10 protein-coding genes are annotated in these 19,426 nt (G+C 34.6%); 9 read left to right on the top strand and 1 reads right to left on the bottom strand.

Annotated elements, in window-relative coordinates:
* The first annotated feature begins 35 nt into the window (after positions 1 to 35).
* Together EOV51_RS02255 and EOV51_RS02250 are read left to right on the top strand one after the other, a co-directional pair.
* The gene (locus EOV51_RS02255; protein WP_228427686.1) at positions 36 to 1,298 is read left to right on the top strand and encodes a putative DNA modification/repair radical SAM protein; all 1,263 of its coding nucleotides are present in this window, start codon (positions 36 to 38) and stop codon (positions 1,296 to 1,298) included.
* An 18-nt stretch (positions 1,299 to 1,316) separates the two neighbouring features.
* The gene (locus EOV51_RS02250) at positions 1,317 to 2,081 is read left to right on the top strand and encodes a TIGR03915 family putative DNA repair protein (protein ID WP_128149450.1); all 765 of its coding nucleotides are present in this window, start codon (positions 1,317 to 1,319) and stop codon (positions 2,079 to 2,081) included.
* Positions 2,082 to 2,246: 165 nt separating this feature from the next.
* On the opposite strand, the gene EOV51_RS02245 is transcribed toward EOV51_RS02250, so the two are convergent.
* Complete coding sequence (locus EOV51_RS02245; protein WP_128149448.1) at positions 2,247 to 4,661, bottom strand: TonB-dependent receptor; 2,415 nt, start codon at positions 4,659 to 4,661, stop codon at positions 2,247 to 2,249.
* 259 nt (positions 4,662 to 4,920) lie between these two features.
* Here EOV51_RS02245 and EOV51_RS02240 point away from each other — a divergent pair, with 259 nt between their 5' ends.
* The 7 genes from EOV51_RS02240 to EOV51_RS02210 all read left to right on the top strand — a co-directional run bounded on the left by EOV51_RS02240 (position 4,921) and on the right by EOV51_RS02210 (position 19,305).
* On the top strand, positions 4,921 to 5,286 hold the full coding sequence (locus EOV51_RS02240; protein ID WP_128149446.1) for an NADH-quinone oxidoreductase subunit A: 366 nt from the start codon (positions 4,921 to 4,923) through the stop codon (positions 5,284 to 5,286).
* A gap of 42 nt (positions 5,287 to 5,328) precedes the next feature.
* A complete protein-coding gene (locus EOV51_RS02235; RefSeq protein ID WP_128149444.1) occupies positions 5,329 to 5,874 on the top strand; it encodes an NADH-quinone oxidoreductase subunit B in 546 nt (181 codons plus the stop codon).
* Positions 5,875 to 5,896: 22 nt separating this feature from the next.
* On the top strand, positions 5,897 to 6,391 hold the full coding sequence (locus EOV51_RS02230; RefSeq protein ID WP_128153276.1) for an NADH-quinone oxidoreductase subunit C: 495 nt from the start codon (positions 5,897 to 5,899) through the stop codon (positions 6,389 to 6,391).
* Positions 6,392 to 6,423: 32 nt separating this feature from the next.
* The gene (locus EOV51_RS02225) at positions 6,424 to 7,668 is read left to right on the top strand and encodes an NADH-quinone oxidoreductase subunit D (protein WP_128149442.1); all 1,245 of its coding nucleotides are present in this window, start codon (positions 6,424 to 6,426) and stop codon (positions 7,666 to 7,668) included.
* 174 nt (positions 7,669 to 7,842) lie between these two features.
* Positions 7,843 to 8,520: a MarC family protein gene (locus tag EOV51_RS02220; RefSeq protein ID WP_128149440.1), complete on the top strand. Its 678-nt coding sequence runs from the start codon at positions 7,843 to 7,845 to the stop codon at positions 8,518 to 8,520.
* A gap of 400 nt (positions 8,521 to 8,920) precedes the next feature.
* Positions 8,921 to 14,074, top strand: coding sequence for a leucine-rich repeat domain-containing protein (locus tag EOV51_RS02215; protein WP_128149438.1), 5,154 nt, complete (start codon positions 8,921 to 8,923; stop codon positions 14,072 to 14,074).
* Positions 14,075 to 14,364: 290 nt separating this feature from the next.
* The gene (locus tag EOV51_RS02210) at positions 14,365 to 19,305 is read left to right on the top strand and encodes a leucine-rich repeat protein (protein WP_128149437.1); all 4,941 of its coding nucleotides are present in this window, start codon (positions 14,365 to 14,367) and stop codon (positions 19,303 to 19,305) included.
* Positions 19,306 to 19,426 lie beyond the last annotated feature (121 nt).

The following is a 19,426-nucleotide window of genomic DNA, read 5'->3' as shown; positions in this document are numbered from 1 at the left end:
TTTATTATTGAAAATATGTTTAGTAACTTTGGTATATGGTGAATGAAAATCTCATTAACAAACTTGCAACTTTATCTGAGTCAGCTAAATACGATGTTTCCTGTTCCTCAAGTGGAGTTACAAGAAAGAGTAAATCCGGTGATATAGGTTCAGCATCCGGATGGGGAATATGCCATTCATATACTGAAGACGGAAGGTGTGTTTCTCTGTTAAAAGTTCTATTGACTAACTATTGTATTTATGATTGTGCATATTGTATTAATCGTAAAAGTAACGATATAAAAAGAGCGGCATTTAGTGTGAAAGAATTGGTTAATTTGACATTGGAATTTTACAAAAGAAATTATATTGAAGGCTTGTTTTTAAGTTCAGGAATAATCAAAAATCCCGATCATACCATGGAAAGAATGGTTAGGGTAATCAAAGAGCTTAGAACCATTCATAGATATAACGGTTATATTCATATGAAGAGTATACCTGGGGCAAGTAAGGAATTAGTATATCAGGCCGGATTATATGCAGACCGACTAAGTGTTAATATTGAGATTCCTTCAGAAAAAAATCTAAAATATCTGGCTCCTGAAAAAGATCATGCCAGTGTTTTTACTCCCATGAAATACATACAGAACGGAGTAACTGAATATAAGGAAGAGCGAAAGAAATCTAAATCGGTTTCAAAATTTACACCTGCTGGCCAGAGTACTCAAATGATTATTGGAGCAACTAATGAAACTGATCAGGATATACTTCGAGTTTCGTCTGTTTTGTATTTACAGTCTAGTATGAGAAGAGTCTATTATTCCGGATTTATACCCGTTAATCCGGGTGACACTAGACTTCCGGCAATCAGGCAAGCGCCTTTAGTTAGGGAAAATCGTTTGTATCAGGCTGACTGGCTTATGAGGTTTTATCAGTTTTCATCAGAGGAGATATTAGACGATGTAAATCCCAATCTGGATCTGGAAATAGATCCTAAATTATCATGGGCTTTACGTCATCCCGAATATTTTCCTGTAGATATAAATATTTGTGATTATCACTTGCTTTTAAGAGTTCCCGGAATAGGAGTTAAGTCTGCAAAGCTCATTCTTGCTTCAAGAAGATTTGGCTTATTAGATACATATCAATTAAAAAAAATAGGAGTAAGTATGAAAAGAGCAAAATTTTTCATGGTTTGCAGAGATTATAGAGGGCTCAATGTTAACAGTTCCAGTCCTGAATATATAAGAAGTTTACTGGTAAAAAAAACGCCTCGTTCAGTAGCAAGTAATCAAATGTCATTACTTTTCAGTGAATAACAATATCTTTGGATGCTTATGGTAGTTTTTCAATATGATAAATCCTTTGAAGGTCTCTTATGCGCTGTGTTCGAGGCCTATGATAAAAAAAAATATCCTGAGTCGTTAATATCACAGGAACAGATAGTACCATTACTTACCCGTGAGGTTTTTGCTATTGAAACTCAAACAGAAAAATTTTTGCGCGTTTTAACCTTGCTTAAAAATAAAATGTCAGTGATGGAATTAAACAGGCTGAATGCGGTTTGGTTGTCTGAAATTGAAAATAGTGATTTTCTTTTGTTTCAATATATAAAATATGCGATTGACAGTAAATTCGAACACTCAGCTAACTTTGGTCATCCGGTAGTTCTTGAAATACATAAAATAGCAAAAAAGGTATCCAAAGAAGTTCATGCATGGCAACAGTTTGTAAGGTTTCAAAAGTCTAAAGATGAAATTTATTTTGCACCCGTACATCCCGTATATAATAGTTTACCATTAGTTATACCTCATTTTAAAGATCGCTTTTCTTCTCAACAATGGATTCTTTATGATCTTAAACGAAACTATGGTTTTTATTACGATTTGTCGGAAGTTCATCCCATGGTTCTCGAAGGAAGCGGAGAACACCTCAGAACAGGTTTTGTTGATGAGGAAATGTTGCATCCGGATGAGAAGTTATTTCAGGAATTGTGGAAAAAATATCATACATCAGTATCAATCAAAGAAAGAATCAATTTAAAATTGCAAAAACAATATATGCCTAAGAGATATTGGAAATTCCTGACCGAAAAACAGTAATTAAAAGTAAAACTTTTTATACATAGGATAAATAAAAAACTACAGAATACATTCTGTAGTTTTTTTATCTTTTCAGATCTTTTGTGTATAATTTAATTTGAAAACTTTTATATAAACCTACCCAAAATGAGGGGTAGGTTTAAAAAACATAATTATATGTGGAAATTAGAAATTATATGATAACTGAATTTTAAAGTTTCTAGGATCTATTTGATTTATATAACCACCACGGTAGTAAGAAGTATATCCCAGTTCATCAAATATGTTGTTAAAGAAAACTTTTAGTCCCACATCTTTATAAGTATAACCAAGCTGGGCGTTAATAGTTGTATAACCAGGCATATTAAATGGTTTTACTCCTGGAGTAGTTCCATGTCCGTCAGTTCTTAAATCTGAACTATAATCGTTAACAGGTCTGTTGCCTACATAATATACACCTACACCTAATGAAAGATTTTTTAATGCACCCTGGTTAAATAAATATTGTACCCATCCGTTTGCCGTTGAATAAGGGGCATTCATAGGCCTTGAGCCATTTACATAAGCAATACTTTTTCTGTATTGAACATCTGAATAAGAATATCCTAAAATAACTCTCAGGTTTTCAAGAATCCGGCCATTTGCTTCAATCTCAATTCCATTTCTTCTTAAATCTCCTGCTTTTTTGTAGTATCCTGTAGCAACACCATTATCATAGACCTGATAAGCAATATCGTTATTATTAATAAAATAATATGTCACATTAAAATCCAGTTTTTTATTAAACCAGTCCGATTTTACTCCGACTTCCCACTGATTGGTTACTGATGCTCCAATGGTTCCACCATCCTGGGTTGGATTACTGGCTGAACGTAAATTTGTCGTAGTGGCAAAATTTCCAAACAGGCTGATATTTTTTACAGGCGTTATCATTATCCCAACAAACGGGTCCCATGCATCGTTAGCGGCGCCTACATTCGATTTTCTTCCGTCAACACTGTATCGTAAAGCAAAGTTTGCGCGTATATATGGATTAAATTCTATGGCATCATGTACTGTAAATCCGTATACTTCTGAATAAGTTTTAGTATTTACAGCTGTGGTTCCAAATGATTTTTTGGAAATACCAGAAGGTAAATTATTACCAATTTTTTCTAAAATATTAACTGTATCAACAGTTATGGAGCCATGAGAAATTGAAGTTTTTTCATTAGATTTATAGTCAAATCCTGCCTGAAACGTATGCTTAATTTTACCGGTAAATAAATTTTTACCGATTAAATCGATTTGAATAACTTTATTTTTATCTTCACTCTCAGACCAACTAAGGGTTCTTATTCTCTTTGTGTAATCAGAAATAGTTTTGCCAGTTACTACATCCTTGTACCTGTAAGGGTTAGCCATTGAACCTACTCCATAAGTTTCGTCATTGTTTACCGAACCGGCATATACGGCTCGTAAGCTAAGTTTATCATTCAGTTTTCTAACTATTTTTGCAGAATAAGTGGTTGTTTTGGTGTTAACATTATCCGTACCCCAACCAAAAAAGTTTTTAGATGTATCTAATAAATTGTAAGTATTTATTTCAGATAAGTTTGTAGTTCCTCTATCTGGGGTCGTATTATCATTCATGTAATCCATTTCAAGAGTCACCGTTGTTTTATCATCCGGTCTCCATTCAAAAGAAGGGTTTACATATACACGATTGTTGTCCACTCTTGGCTTATAGCTGTCTGCTCTTTGAAAAGCAGCATTTAATCGGAATGCCGAAGTATTTTTTTTATCCAGAACCGTTTGGTAATCAAGTGTAGATCTAAATAATCCCCAACTACCGGATTCCAATGCTACCTGTCCGGCATCCTTTAAAAATAGAGGTGTTTTGGTAACTACGTTTATAACTCCTCCAGGGCTGCCTAATCCGTTACCGATACCTTGGGTTATTGACGCAGATCCTCTTAAAACCTGAATACTTGAAACCCCTTGCATATCTGTCAAAATTCCTGATGTTCTAAAATCAGAATCAACCTGAATACCGTTTTTTAATACCGGAGTACCTCTGTATCCCCTGATAGACATACTCTCAGTAGTTCCACCGTAAGTTCCGAAGAGCGTAACACCGGGAACATTTCTTACAGCATCAGTTAAAGTAAGAGCACCCTGCTCGTTAATAATTTCATCAGATATAACTGAAATGTTTTGAGGTAATTCTCTGGGAGATAAAGGTATACGGGTGATCATATCAAGACCTTTGGGCTGTTTTCCTTGTCCGTAAATTAAAATTTTATCTAGATCTCCCTTTTGGTAGACAGTCATTCTCAATTCTTTAGTTTCATTTGAGTCTAAAGAAAAAGATTCCGTATACTGACCAGAATCAGGGCTAATGATGGTAATTTTATGTTTACCGGGAGATAAACCTTTAATTTCAAAAGAACCATCACTTTTTGTAGTTTCAGATACTGACTGTCCATCTACAAGGATGACAGCATCTGCAACAGGGAGGTTTTCAATATTAGAAACATTCCCTTTAATTGATGAAGTGTTTTGGGCCATAAGAAACTGACCGCAACAAATTAAAGAACAAATTAAGTATAATTTTTTCATGTTAGTTAAAATTTAGAAAGTTACGGCAAATATAATTTTTATTTAGACTAATTACAAACTAAATATATGATATTCATCATTTAAATAATGGGGTGCTTAAATCCCAATCTGTTAGAGGCTTTATGATACTTAATGAAAAATTAGTTTATCGTTAACAGATAAAAGATTAGAATACTAAAAAATGAAGGTATAGTTTAAAAAATGTATTAACTTTGCAAGGCGATAAATTTTGTATAATAATTAAAAAAATTACTAAAAAATGAGTTTACCCGTTGATTATGTACCTATATTAATTCAGGTAGCTGTAGCATTAGGTTTCAGTGTAATGACACTTATCGGCTCAGCTATGTTAGGGACAAGAATTCATGGTAAGGCAAAAGATGATACTTTTGAATGTGGTGTAGCATACGAAGGAGATGCACGTACACCGTTTTCAATTAAGTATTTTCTAACTGCAATTTTATTTGTTTTATTTGATATAGAAATAGTTTTCTTTTATCCTTACGCACTTAATGTTAAAGAATTTGGCGTTGCCGGATTTTTAGCTGTAGTCACCTTTATTTCTATTTTCTTACTAGGCTTTTTATATGTAGTGAAAAAAGGAGCTCTGGATTGGGAAAAATAAAAGATACTATTTACAATATACTTTAGATTTAGAAAGAGAAATATGTCAGAAAAAGTTACGATGGTCGAACCTCCTGAGGGAGTAAGCGGACCAGGATATTTTGCCGGGAGCTTAGATAAAATTATCGGGTTGGCCCGCTCATATTCTTTATGGCCTTTACCTTTTGCAACCTCTTGCTGCGGTATTGAGTTTATGGCTATACAAGCATCAAACTATGATTTATCCCGTTTTGGGGCTGAAAATATGAGGTTTTCTCCCAGACAGGCGGATTTACTGATGGTTTGTGGAACCATATCTAAAAAACTAGCCCCGGTGCTTAAACAGGTTTATTCTCAAATGGCAGAGCCTAAATGGGTAATGGCAGTGGGTGCCTGTGCTTCCAGTGGCGGTATTTTTGATACGTATTCTGTACTTCAGGGAATTGATAAGATCATTCCGGTAGACGTTTATGTACCCGGATGCCCTCCAAGACCGGAGCAAATTATTGAAGGTTTTATGCAGATTCAGGAAATGGTACAAAACGAAAGCCTGAGAAGAAGAGATTCACCAGAGTATAAAGCTTTATTAGAATCATATAATATTTCGTAATTTGATGGAAGAAAATACAATTATAGACAATCAATTTGTTTTACAGCTTTTAACAGATGAATTTGGAGACTCTATTCTTAGAGCTTATGAGCCGGATGGTATTCTGACATTGGAAATTAAGGATGAAGCTGTTCTGCCTTTAGTCGAATTTGTAAAAAAGCATACGATTAAAATAGATTTTCTTACAGATATATGCGGTATCCATTATCCGGATCACAAAGGTGCTGAGCTAGGAGTAATATACCATTTACATAGTTTTATTAATAATTTCAGGCTGAGGTTAAAAACCTATTTGTCTATTGATAAGCCAGATGTAGATTCTTTAACTTCTCTTTATTCCGGTGCTAACTGGATGGAAAGAGAAACGTTCGATTTCTATGGAATCAATTTTAAAGGACATCCCAATTTAAAGCGGATTCTTAATATGGAAGAAATGGAATATCATCCTATGCTGAAACAATATCAGCTGGAAGATGCAACACGTACAGATAAAGATGATGCCATGTTTGGTAGATAACCCGTCTAATATTAAAAGATAAAAAAAGAAAAATGTCTCAGGAAAATAATAAAAGTGAGTTGATAAACCTTGCGGGTGTCGTTGATAATTATATCGTTAAAGAACAATTAGACGGTCAGCTTCAGAAAATAAATTTAGGACCTACCCACCCGTCAACTCATGGTATATTTGAAAATCATATATTAATGGACGGAGAGCGAATTGTCTCTTCATCCTCTACTGTTGGATATATTCACAGGGCTTTTGAGAAAATATCCGAAAGAAGAACCTATGCTCAGATTACGACTTTAACAGATCGGTTAAATTATTGTTCGTCACCAATCAATAATATGGGGTGGCATATGACTATGGAGAAGCTTTTAGGTATAAAAGTTTCTAAGAAAATAGATTATATGCGAATCATAATTATGGAGCTGGCGCGAATAGCAGACCATTTGGTATGCGACTCCGTCATGGGAGTAGATACAGGTGCACTAACCGGATTTACGTATATGTTCCAGGACAGGGAAAAAATTTATGATCTTTACGAACAGGTATGTGGAGCCAGAATGACTACCAATATTGGTCGTATTGGTGGTTTTGAAAGAGATTTCAGCCCTAAATTTCATCAGTTAATTCGTGAATTTATCGCTGATTTTCCGAAAAGACTGGAAGAGTTTGCCAGCTTACTTGAAAGAAACCGGATATTCATGGACAGAACGATTGGGGTGGGAGGAATATCTGCAGAAAGAGCCTTAAATTACGGATTTACAGGCCCAAACTTACGTGCTGCCGGTGTGGATTATGACGTTAGGGTAATGAGTCCTTATTCTTCCTATGATGACTTTGATTTTATCATTCCTATAGGTACTGCCGGTGATGCTTATGACCGTTTTATGGTACGATTGCAGGAGATAAGAGAAAGTTTCAAGCTGATAAAAAATGCGTATGAAAATTTGCCGGAAGGAAATTACCATGAAGATGTACCGGACTTTTATCTGCCGGATAAGCCGGATGTTTACAATAGTATGGAAGCGCTAATTTATCATTTTAAAATCATTATGGGGGAAACAAAAATTCCAACCGGTGAAGTATATAATTCTGTTGAAGGTGGTAATGGAGAGTTAGGCTTTTATTTAGTTAGTGATGGAGGAAGAAGTCCGTATCGTTTACATTTCAGAAGACCGTGCTTTATTTATTATCAGGCTTTTGAAGAGCTGGTTAAAGGACAAATGTTATCCGATGCCATTATTGCACTGGGAAGTTTAAATGTAATTGCAGGTGAGTTAGACGCTTAATCGTACAAAATAATAGTATAATAAAAAATCCCCTTCATTTGAAGGGGATTTTTTATTATATAAAGTAGTTTATATATTAAATTTAAAAATTTAGGTTAAATAAATATTTTTTTATAAAAAATGATGTTCACTTGAGTTAAAATACGATCTTTACAACTCAAAAAACCTAAAGAAATGGTACAGAATTTTATACATGTATTTTCAGCGGCTATGGTAGCCTTGTTTCCCGTGGTTAATCCTATTGGCAACGCATTTATTGTAAATAATTTTCTGGAGGGATTAGGGGAAAAACAAAGAAAATCTGTAGTAAAGCAAATAACCATTTATTGTTTATCTATTGGGTTAGGAAGCTTACTTATCGGTCGTTTAATATTACTGCTGTTTGGTCTGTCCATTCCTGTTATACAGCTGGGAGGAGGTCTCATGATTTGTAAGACAGCCTTGGGCTGGTTATCCGATGGGAATAATAAAGGAAAAAGTAAAGAAAAAAAAGAGAAAACCATAAACGATTTAGATAATGAAAATATTCAAAAAGATATATTTTATCCTATTACCTTTCCCATTATAATGGGCTCAGGTAGTATTTCCGTTATATTTACTTTAACCGCTAACAGCTCAATTGAAGAAAACATGTACCTGACTTTGATTAACTATCTGACTATTGCTCTGGTTATACTTGTTCTTTGTATTTTAGTATACTTTTTTTTGTCAAATGCTTCAAAGATTGTTGATAAGGTAGGTAGCTCTGGGAATATAATTATTAATAAACTTATAGCTTTTTTCACCTTTTGTATAGGCATACAAATAACCTTGACAGGTATATCCAAAATTTTTCATATTGATATTATGTAATATAATCCAAAGTAAGTTATCTGGCTATTTTAAATTTATAATTATAGTTGGTGTAATAAAAATTCTGCTTTTTTTAAAGACTTCAAATAGTTGAAAAATCAATCATTGTAGAATAAAATTTAATATATTATATTTTATCAAATTTTTTTAGTTGTTAAGCTATTCAGTTCTTGTTTTTTATCTACAATACTTGTAAAACCTTTAATATAAAATCTAAAAATTGATAGTTTTATGCCTAATTTTTACTAATATTGTATAAAAAATAACTGTAAATATATGAATTTAAACTGCCTGCCAAATTCTGCCTTTACTTCTTTTATTCTAAAAATGCACATTGGAATAATAAAAAATCAAAAGTCGGTTTTAATCAAAAGTAAGAAATCACATTAAATTATATTATATGAAACAAAGCTATTATTTATCGCTTTTATGTTTCTTTCTATGCTTTTCTCTTTCATGGGGGCAGCTTAGTAAGAACTACGAAGTAGCGACACCCGGAACCCTATCCCAGCTGGTAGGAACGGATAAGGCTAAGATAACTGATCTCAGCCTTACAGGAACCCTTAATAGTGTAGATTTTGAGACTATTCGTCAAATGTCTGCATTAAAGAATTTAGACATGCTAAATGCTGATTTAGTAGATAACATTTTCCCGACAAGGGCATTGGCTTATATTAAATTGGATATGATTACATTGCCTAAGTCAGTTTACACAATTGGCGAACAAGCCTTTGTGGGAGCTACCCTGAAAAGTCTGGATTTTTCAAAAAGTCCGAACCTTACTTCTATAGGAGGCTCTGCTTTTGAAGCTATAAAGTTAGGGAATAATACATTGGATTTTTCTGTCAATCAAAAATTAAATACATTCGGAAGAAATTATTTTGGACAACGGGGAGCTTTTTATGGAAATAACAGCCATGTGATTCTTCCTAAAAATATGAAGAGGATCCCAGGACTTTTATTTGTTGATTTTAAAGGAAGTATAACTCTTCCGTTGGAATTGGAAACTATTGAAGAGCAGGCGTTTTTAAGGGCAAGTATGTCAAATTTGGATTTCTCAAATAGTCTCAACCTAACTACCATTGGAGGCTCTGCTTTTGAGGCTATTAAGCTAGTAAATAACACATTGGATTTTTCTGTCAACCAAAAATTAAATACATTCGGAAGAAATTATTTTGGACAACGGGGAGCTTTTTATGGAAACGCGAGCCATGTAATATTACCGAAAAATTTAAAATCAATTCCGGAACTTTTATTCGCGGATTTTAAAGGGAGTATAACTCTTCCGTTGGAATTAGAAACCATAGGAACTCAGGCATTTTTAAGAGCAAATATGTCCAAATTAGATTTCTTACATAGTCCAAGCCTTACTTCTATAGGAGGATCAGCTTTTGAGGCTATAAAATTAGAAAATAATACATTGGATTTTTCAACAAATAGAAAATTAACAACTTTTCTTACAAATTATTTTGGAGAACGAGGGAGCTTTGCAGGTAACGATAGCCATGTAATTCTTCCTACTAATATGAAAGTAATTCCGGCAGTCTCATTTTCTTTTTTTAAAGGAAGTGTAACCTTACCATCCGAACTAGAAACCATAGGAGCACGAGCTTTTAGAGGGGCAACAATGACAGTGCTGGATTTTTCCAAGAGCCCTAATCTTACGACTATAGGAGAACAAGCCTTTTTGGAAGCAAGTATGTCTAAATTAGATTTTTCTTATAGTTCCAACTTAACAACTGTTGGAGGCTCTGCTTTTGAGGCTATACGTTTAGAAAATAATACATTAGATTTTTTAGTAAATCACAAATTAGCAGTTTTTGGTTATAATTATTACGGACAACGAGGGGCTTTTTTTGGAAATAACAGCCATGTGATTCTTCCTAAAAATTTGAAGACTATTCCAGGACTTTTATTTACCGAGTTCAAAGGAGATTTAACTCTTCCGTTGGAATTGGAAACTATAGGAGAACAGGCATTTTTAAGAGCAAATATGTCCAAACTAGATTTCTCAAAAAGTCCTAACCTATCAACCATTGGAGGTTCAGCCTTTAAAGGTATGCAGTTGGGAAATAATACGTTGGATTTTTCAGCTAACACGAAATTAACGAATTTTCTTACTAATTATTTTGGTGAATTTGGAGTTTTTACCGGTTGTTCTTCAGATGTATTTTTGCCTTCAAATCTAAAATATCTTCCTAATGTTACATTTAGAAGCTTCAGTGGTTCAGTATCAATTCCTTCTGAATTAGAATCATTAGGTAAATTCGTATTCAAAGAATCAACTATTAAAGAATTATCCTTGCCATCCACAATACAGACTATAGGTGAAGGTGCTTTTTCAGGATGTAAAGAATTAGAGAAATTATCTATCTGTGCTATAAATCCTCCTCAATTAGGGAGCAATGTTTTTAATGGAATAGATTTTTCTAAAACACAGTTGGCTGTACCGAAAAATACTCTTACAAAGTATAACCAGACCAGCCAGTGGAAGGATTTTACTGTATCGGTAGAAACCGAACTTTGTGTTGCTGGGCCGGAAATTATAAAAGATCCTCAGGTGAATGCACCTAATAGTTACATCTATGATGTGGATGCTGCGAAAGCAAATAACTATGGAGGATTAGAAATACCGGTAGCAAAAGCCTACGCCATGTGGGAAACTAATGAATATTTGGAAGGAAAAGGAATTCCTGAAGGAACTCTTTCTGCTTCCATATATTGGGAGGATGTTAAAGGTCTGGTACGTTCGGTATCTGTTGACCAGAATGCTAAGGATTCCAAAATAAAGGTAATGATTAACCAGGCAAAAGGAAAAGGGAATGCCGTAGTAGCCTTACATGTAGGAGCAACTGGAGATCCTTTAAAAGATCCGGTATACTGGAGCTGGCATGTGTGGGTGACCGATGACCCTACTAATGGAATAACCTATGATAATAATCCAGGGAGCAACGAGCATTTAGTTAATACCTTTATGGATCGTAATCTAGGAGCGTTATCCAATTCATTTTTAGGAAATGATTGGACTCGTTCAGCAGGATTAATGTACCAATGGGGAAGAAAAGATCCTTTTCCTGCTATGGTTTATAAAGATGGAATCTCAGTCAGAATAAACTCTTTACGTTTTGGGGAAGTAACTAATGCGAACTATCTAGCTATAGATGGTTTCCAGAAAGAAAGGGCTTCGAATATTATATCTGAAAATATACGGGAAAGTATTAATAACCCTTTTACAATATATACACCTTTAGAGTCTGAGATTGTAGTAAATTCGGGAGGTAAAAAAACTGTGCCTGCAAGATCCACCTGGTTTCATAATAACTTAGAGGAATTCTACTCAAAAAATGAAAGAACTCCTAATTTATGGTCAGATAATACGGGAGGAAAACGTATGCCGGGATTGAAATTTGAACAGCAGACTAAATCTTCTTTTGATCCTTGTCCAGCTGGATGGAGAGTTCCTGCTTATGCGCATATGTTTATTAATACTCCATCTAATTCTCCTTGGGGCGGGCAAAATATGCCGACAATTCTAGATTTTCAAAATGAAGATTATGAAACCAAATACAAAGAACATTATAAAGGAATACAAATTTATCCTGGTTTAGGTATAGATTTTAGTGGAATACCAAATTATAATTTAGGTCTTATGCCACTTACTGGACATTATGTCTTTTATGGTAATAAATTGGTTTATCAGGATCAAGGTGCTGAAATTGCACTTTCAAGTTCAACAATGAATATGTGGGGAGGTATTACGGGTCTTGCCATAATAGCAGATTTTCTTCAAAATAATTCAAAGGGTCTATATCAAATACGAACCATAGATATTGAAGGACACAGTGGAGGACTTGCTGCTATTCGTTGTGTGAAAGAAGATTTTCCTACAATGGAAGTTACTACAACTTATATTTCAAATGATGTTGAAGAGTACACTGAGGGATTAAAAAATCCTAACAGTTATATGTTGGTGAAAAATGTATCAGAGCAAGAGATATCCATACCTGTTAATAAAGCCTTTGCTGTATATAACCAACTTTTGACCGACCATCAATGGCCATCTGGAAAATTATCTACTAATGTAAATTGGACTACAGATACTCAGTTAATTAAAGAGGTAAAAGTAAATGGCGTTGATGAAAATGCAGTTATTTCTGTAAAAATAAATGCAAATAAATCGGGAAATGCAGTTATTTCTCTACATTCTGGAGATAAAGAAACCTCTGAAGATCCTGTATTATGGAGTTGGCATATTTGGGTATCGAATAATGAGATACAAACTATAACCTATACTACAGAAAGTAAATTTTCAAAAAATTATGAAGAATATTTAGCATTTAACACTTATGGAGGAAATGTGCCATTAACAACAACATTTATGGATAGAAATTTAGGTGCCATAGAGTTTGATGTTTCGTCTAAAAATTCTCAAGTTATAGATAATACAAGAGGTTTGCTTTATCAATGGGGAAGAAAAGATCCTACGCCTTTATTTATACCATTAAGTGGTGGTTTTTGGGGGGAGCATGATAGAATTTATTTAGGAACTACGAATTTAAAAAAGCAACAATATAATTCTGTAGTAAGCTCATCACTTGAATATGATAATTATGCCTTATTTTCTGCAGATACAAAAGTTCAAGATGTATTACTCAAATCAGTAAGAAATCCATTTTTACATATATCCAGAGGAAATACGTATAGTTGGTTACCAGAAATAGTTCCAAATTTATGGGGACATGCCGATTCTAAGTCTCCATTTGATCCCTGTCCTGAAGGATGGAGGGTGCCGGATTTTTCAAGTGCCGGAGTTTATGGTTCTCCTTGGTATAAAGAAGGAATGGGATTATGGAAAAAGAATAAAGACAATTTATGGGATTTTGACATTATTCCACAAAACAAGTCTTTGGAAGCTTTATCCGGAAGATTAATATCTAATCGTGCAGGAACAGTAGGTGTAGTACTTACATCTGAAGAGTATAATTTAGGACATTTTCCTTCAGACGGAGGTAGAGGAATAGAGAAAGATAGACCTATATTTTTGGATGGACTACTAATTTATGGTCAAAATTGGTCTGCATCTATGTATGGAAGTAGCCAACGATCTCTAGAACCTTTAGCAATGGCTTTTGGTACTGGAAATGATGGGGTAGACCCTTCAAATTTAGTCAGACCAAGAACGGGCCTACCAATAAGATGTGCTAAAGACGAAATAAGATTTAATAAAGAGTTAATAAAAAAATCACCAATTAATCGATTATCAAGCCGTAATTATGTAGAAGTTCAGTCAGTAGAAGCTCAAACTACAACGCTAACCGAGTCTCAAATAAAAATTACCCCGAATCCTACTTCAGGCTTATTTAAAGTACTGCTTACAGGTGTAACGGAAGGAAAACTTAGTGTGGTGAACATCAACGGAACAGTAATTCATAGCAAAATGTTTGCTAATAGCACCGAAGTGGATGTGAATATACAAAATCAGCCTTCGGGAGTGTACATGGTACAAGTACAAGCTCAAGGGCAGGTAGTGAACAAAAAAGTAATAAAAAAGTAACCAATCATTTATAGTTTAAAAAACCGGCAATTTGCCGGTTTTTTTTTAGGGTTAGTTCATTGAAAACCTGTTTTGTATATAATCAAATACTGATTATTGTCTCATTTATGTTTGAATTAATAATGAATATTTATTAATATTGTATAAAAAATAACTATAAATATATGAATTTATACTGTCTGTTATATTTTGCTCTTACCTTTTTTATTCTTAAAAAAACACATTAGAATAGTAAAAAAATCAAAAGTCGGTTTTAATCAAAAGTAAGAAATCACATTAAGTTATATTATATGAAACAAAGCTATTATTTATCGCTTTTGTGTTTCTTTCTATGCTTTTCTCTTTCATGGGGGCAGCTCAGTAAGAACTACGAAGTGACAACACCCGGAACCCTATCCCAGCTGGTAGGAACAGACAAGGCCAAGATAATCAATTTAAGCCTTACAGGCACCCTTAATAGTGCAGATTTTTTGACCATTCGTCAAATGAATGCGCTAAAGAATTTAAATTTGTTACACGTTAATTTAGTAGATAATATTCTACCTCGTGAAGCATTTAGTGGGATAACTTTAAATGAAATTGTTTTACCAAAATCTTTAAAGATTATCTCATCTTATGCATTTTACGCAAGCAAAGTATTCAAATTGGATTTTAATCATTTAGTAAATTTAGAGACCATAGATAATCTAGCGTTTTCAAACATTCAGTTAGAAGAGAACGTACTTGATTTTTCAAAAAATTCCCGGTTGGTAAACTTTTTAAGAGGGTGGAATGGAGGAGCCTTTACAAATAACACAAGTAAAGTTATTTTACCCTTGAATTTAAAAGTTTTATCTCCAGCAACCTTTATTCAATTCAAAGGAGAGGCAGTTTTACCAGAAGGATTAGAAGAATTAGGAAATGAATCATTTAAACTTTCAGCACCATCAATAGAATTACGCATCCCCAGTAGTGTAAAAAAGATTGGTTATTCTGCTTTTGAAAGTATGAAGACACGTCGATTAGACTTTACTAAGGTCAGTTCCTTAGAGACCATAGATAATCTAGCGTTTTCAAACATTCAGTTAGAAGAGAACGTACTTGATTTTTCAGAAAATTCTCGGCTGATAAACTTTTTAAGAGGGTGGAATGGAGGAGCCTTTACAAATAACACAAGTAAAGTTATCTTACCCTTGAATTTAAAAGTTTTATCTCCAGTAGCCTTTATTCAATTCAAAGGAGAGGCAGTTTTACCAGAAGGATTAGAAGAATTAGGAAATGAATCATTTAAACTTTCAGCACCATCAACAGAATTACGCATCCCCAGTAGTGTAAAAAAGATTGGTTATTCTGCTTTTGAAAGTATGAAGACACGTCGATTAGACTTTACTAAGGTCAGTTCCTTAGAGACCATAGATAATCTAGCGTTTTCAAACATTCAGTTAGAAGAGAACGTACTTGATTTTTCAGAAAATTCCCGGTTGGTAAACTTTTTAAGAGGGTGGAATGGAGGAGCCTTTACAAATAACACAAGTAAAGTTATTTTACCCTTGAATTTAAAAGTTTTATCTCCAGCAACCTTTATTCAATTCAAAGGAGAGGCAGTTTTGCCAGAAGGATTAGAAGAATTAGGAAATGAATCATTTAAACTTTCAGCACCATCAACAGAATTACGCATCCCCAGTAGTGTAAAAAAGATTGGTTATTCTGCTTTTGAAAGTATGAAGACACGTCGATTAGACTTTTCTAAGGTCAGTTCCTTAGAGACCATAGATAATCTAGCGTTTTCAAACATTCAGTTAGAAGAGAACGTACTTGATTTTTCAAAAAATTCCCGGTTGGAAAACTTTTTAAGAGGGTGGAATGGAGGAGCCTTTACAAATAACACAAGTAAAGTTATCTTACCCTTGAATTTAAAAGTTTTATCTCCAGTAGCCTTTATTCAATTCAAAGGAGAAGTAGTTTTACCAAATGGACTGGAGAAAATAAGCAACCAAGCATTTAAATATTCTTCAATTAAAGAAATTTATCTGCCGTCATCATTAAAAATAATAGAAACAGGGGCATTTATGGAGTGCGGTGAATTGGAGAAACTTTCAATCTGTGCTATAACTCCTCCACAATTAGGAACGGAAGTATTTAAAGGAATAAACTTTTCAAAAGTTGAATTATCCGTACCGAAAAATACTCTTAAGAAGTATAATCAGGCCAGCCAGTGGAAGGATTTTAAAGTATCGGTTGAAACGGATCTTTGTTTAGCAGGGCCGGAAATTATAAAAGATCCTCAGGTGAATGCACCTAATAGTTACATCTATGATGTGGATGCAGCGAAAGCGAATAACTATGGAGGATTGGAAATCCCCGTGGCAAAAGCTTATGCCATGTGGGAAACCAATGAATATTTGGAAGGAAAAGGCATTCCGAAAGGAACTCTTTCAGCTTCCGTATATTGGGAAGATATTGAGGGATTGATACGTTCGGTATCTGTAGACCAGAATGCTAAGGATTCCAAAATAAAGGTAATGATTAATCGAGTAAAAGGAAAAGGGAATGCCGTAGTAGCCTTACATGTAGGAACAACAGGCGATCCTTTAAAAGATCCGGTTTATTGGAGCTGGCATGTATGGGTAACCGATAATCCTACCCAGGGAAAGACGTATATAAACAATCAAAACGGAGAAATGACAAATACCTTTATGGATCGTAACCTGGGAGCCTTGTCTAATTCGTTTTTAGGGCATGATTGGAATCGTTCCGGAGGATTGATGTACCAATGGGGAAGAAAAGATCCTCTTCCTGTTATGAGATATATAGATAACACCTTTCCAATAATAAGTACATTCCCATTTGGTAAAATTCAAAATGAGTTGCATAATTTTTCGGTTATAAAACCGGGAGGTACCGATATAAATAAAAATATCCAGTATGCAACTCAGAATCCACTGAGAATATTTAAAAGCGATCCAAATGAAAATGGTCATGAAAGCCTATTAAATTGGTTTTCAGGAGTAGGAGTACGAGCAGATTTGTGGGGAGATAACAATCAGGCGAAAACAGGATTGGTAACTTATAAACCAGCACTTAAATCTTCTTTTGATCCGTGTCCGTCAGGCTGGAGGGTCCCATCCTTTGCCTATTCGGTAAATGTAGACGTTCCAAAACTTCCATCTTACTTGCCTTGGGGTAACGGATATAAGCTGGGAATTACTGAACTATTGGGAGCGAAAGAAGAAGACTTGAGCAGTGAATACGTAAGGGCGCGATATCCATCGGTAAAAATATATCCGGGATTAGGGATGGATTTTAAAGCCGGAAAAGGTAATTATCCATTAGGTCAGTTATCCCTTACCGGGCATTATCGAAAATATGCAAACGGTGCTATTGTTTACGAAGATCAAGCTTCAGAAACATATTTATGGGGAGCTACTCAGGCGTACAAAAACGAACTAAGAGAAATTGATGGAAGAGGACTTGGTTTACGAATAATATCAGACGCAAGTCAGAATGAAAATAAAGGTTTCTTTCAAATTCAGACTGCGAATGCAAATTCAACTTATTCAGGACAAGCGGTTCGTTGCGTAATTGATACCCGTATATCCGAAATTGGTAGTTATCCAACCCAATATTTAGCACCCGATCTGCTTGAATATATCGAAGGAATTAATAATCCGAACAGTTATATGGTTGTGAAAGAAGAAAATGCCCAAACCATTCATATACCGGTAAACAAAGCATATGCTATGTATAACCAATATCTGACCGATTATGAATGGCCGGATAAAGAGGCAAAATTATCAGTGAATATATATTGGACCACAGATACCAATTTGTTGAAAAAACCTGTGTTAGAAGGAACGAATGAAAATGCGACCATTAAAGTAACGGTAAATCCAAACAAATCGGGTAATGCTGTTGTATCCCTTCACTCCGGAGTAAATGGTAACTCTAATGACAAAATACTTTGGAGTTGGCATATCTGGGTACCTAATAATAGCCCGGTTCAAAATTCGGTTACCTATACTACAGAGGAGAAATTTGGGTCAGGCAAGCTTAACTTCGAACAACTAGCGTATAATACGGAGAGTTTTTATCCTCCGTTAACAACGGAGTTTATGGATAGAAATCTGGGAGCCCTGGAATTTGATATAGCTTCTTCAGATCCCAACGTATATAGACACACTGGAGGTATGTTGTATCAATGGGGGAGAAAAGATCCCTTACCATCTTTTTTTACCTACGAAGATAGTCCTTGGCTTGGTAATTACTCTATATTCAAGGGAAATAGTAATAATGCTTACTGGCATGAATTAGGTATAACTGAATATGAAATATATGATGTAAGTTATAGAGATATGTTCAGGGAAGGAGATTCAAACCGATCGGTTATGAAAAGATCAGTAGAAAATCCTTTAACCGTCATGTTTGGCCCTGGATATTATGTTATTGGGGATAAAAATATTCAAGCTAACTGGTTGCCTGAAAAAGATCCTACTTTATGGGGGCATGCTACTAAAAAATCTCCTTTTGACCCTTGTCCGGAAGGATGGAGAGTACCTGATCATGGTTTTAGTATGAGTGAAAATTCCCCATGGAAAAAAGAGAATGTAGATATAAAAAGTATTATTACTAAAGGTTATAAAGGCGTTATTATTGCGAATAGAGGAGTCTCAGTCCCAGGTTTAGGTCAATTACCTTTTACAGGGTATAGGGCTTATCCTAATAGAGGTTCAAAGGAAGGTACCGGAGTATTAGAACCAGGGGACGTCGGAGGACTTTGGTCAGCTAGTATGATAAATGGTATAAGAAATTACGCATTATCATTACACTACAAACGAAGTTCAGAAAAAATTGATGTAGGAGAGAATGAACAACCTAGAACAGCCATGCCAGTACGATGTGCAAAAGACCAACCGAGATTTACAGAAGAATCCATAGCCAACACACCGGTAAATTCTTCCGTAAGACGTAATTGTGTAGAAGCTCAGTCAGTAGAAGCTCAAACTTCAACACTAACCGAGTCTCAAATAAAAATTACCCCGAATCCAACGTCAGGCTTATTTAAAGTACTGCTTACAGGTGTCACGGAAGGAAAACTTAATGTTGTGAACATCAACGGAACAGTAATTCATAGCCAAATGTTTGCTAATAGCACCGAAGTGGATGTGAATATACAAAATCAGCCTTCAGGGGTGTACGTGGTACAAGTACAAGCTCAAGGGCAGGTAGTGAACAAAAAAGTAATAAAAAAGTAACCAATCATTTATAGTTTAAAAAACCGGCAATTTGCCGGTTTTTTTATTTAAGTAATATCGTATCTGTTTTTATTATCAATTCAGGATCAAAAAAATAGTTATATTTAGCTGGTATAAATAA

It is taken from the genome of Apibacter raozihei (assembly GCF_004014855.1).
Lineage (GTDB): Bacteria > Bacteroidota > Bacteroidia > Flavobacteriales > Weeksellaceae > Apibacter > Apibacter raozihei.
Note: the sequence above shows the minus strand (reverse complement) of the source record. Positions and strands in the feature narration are given on the sequence as shown.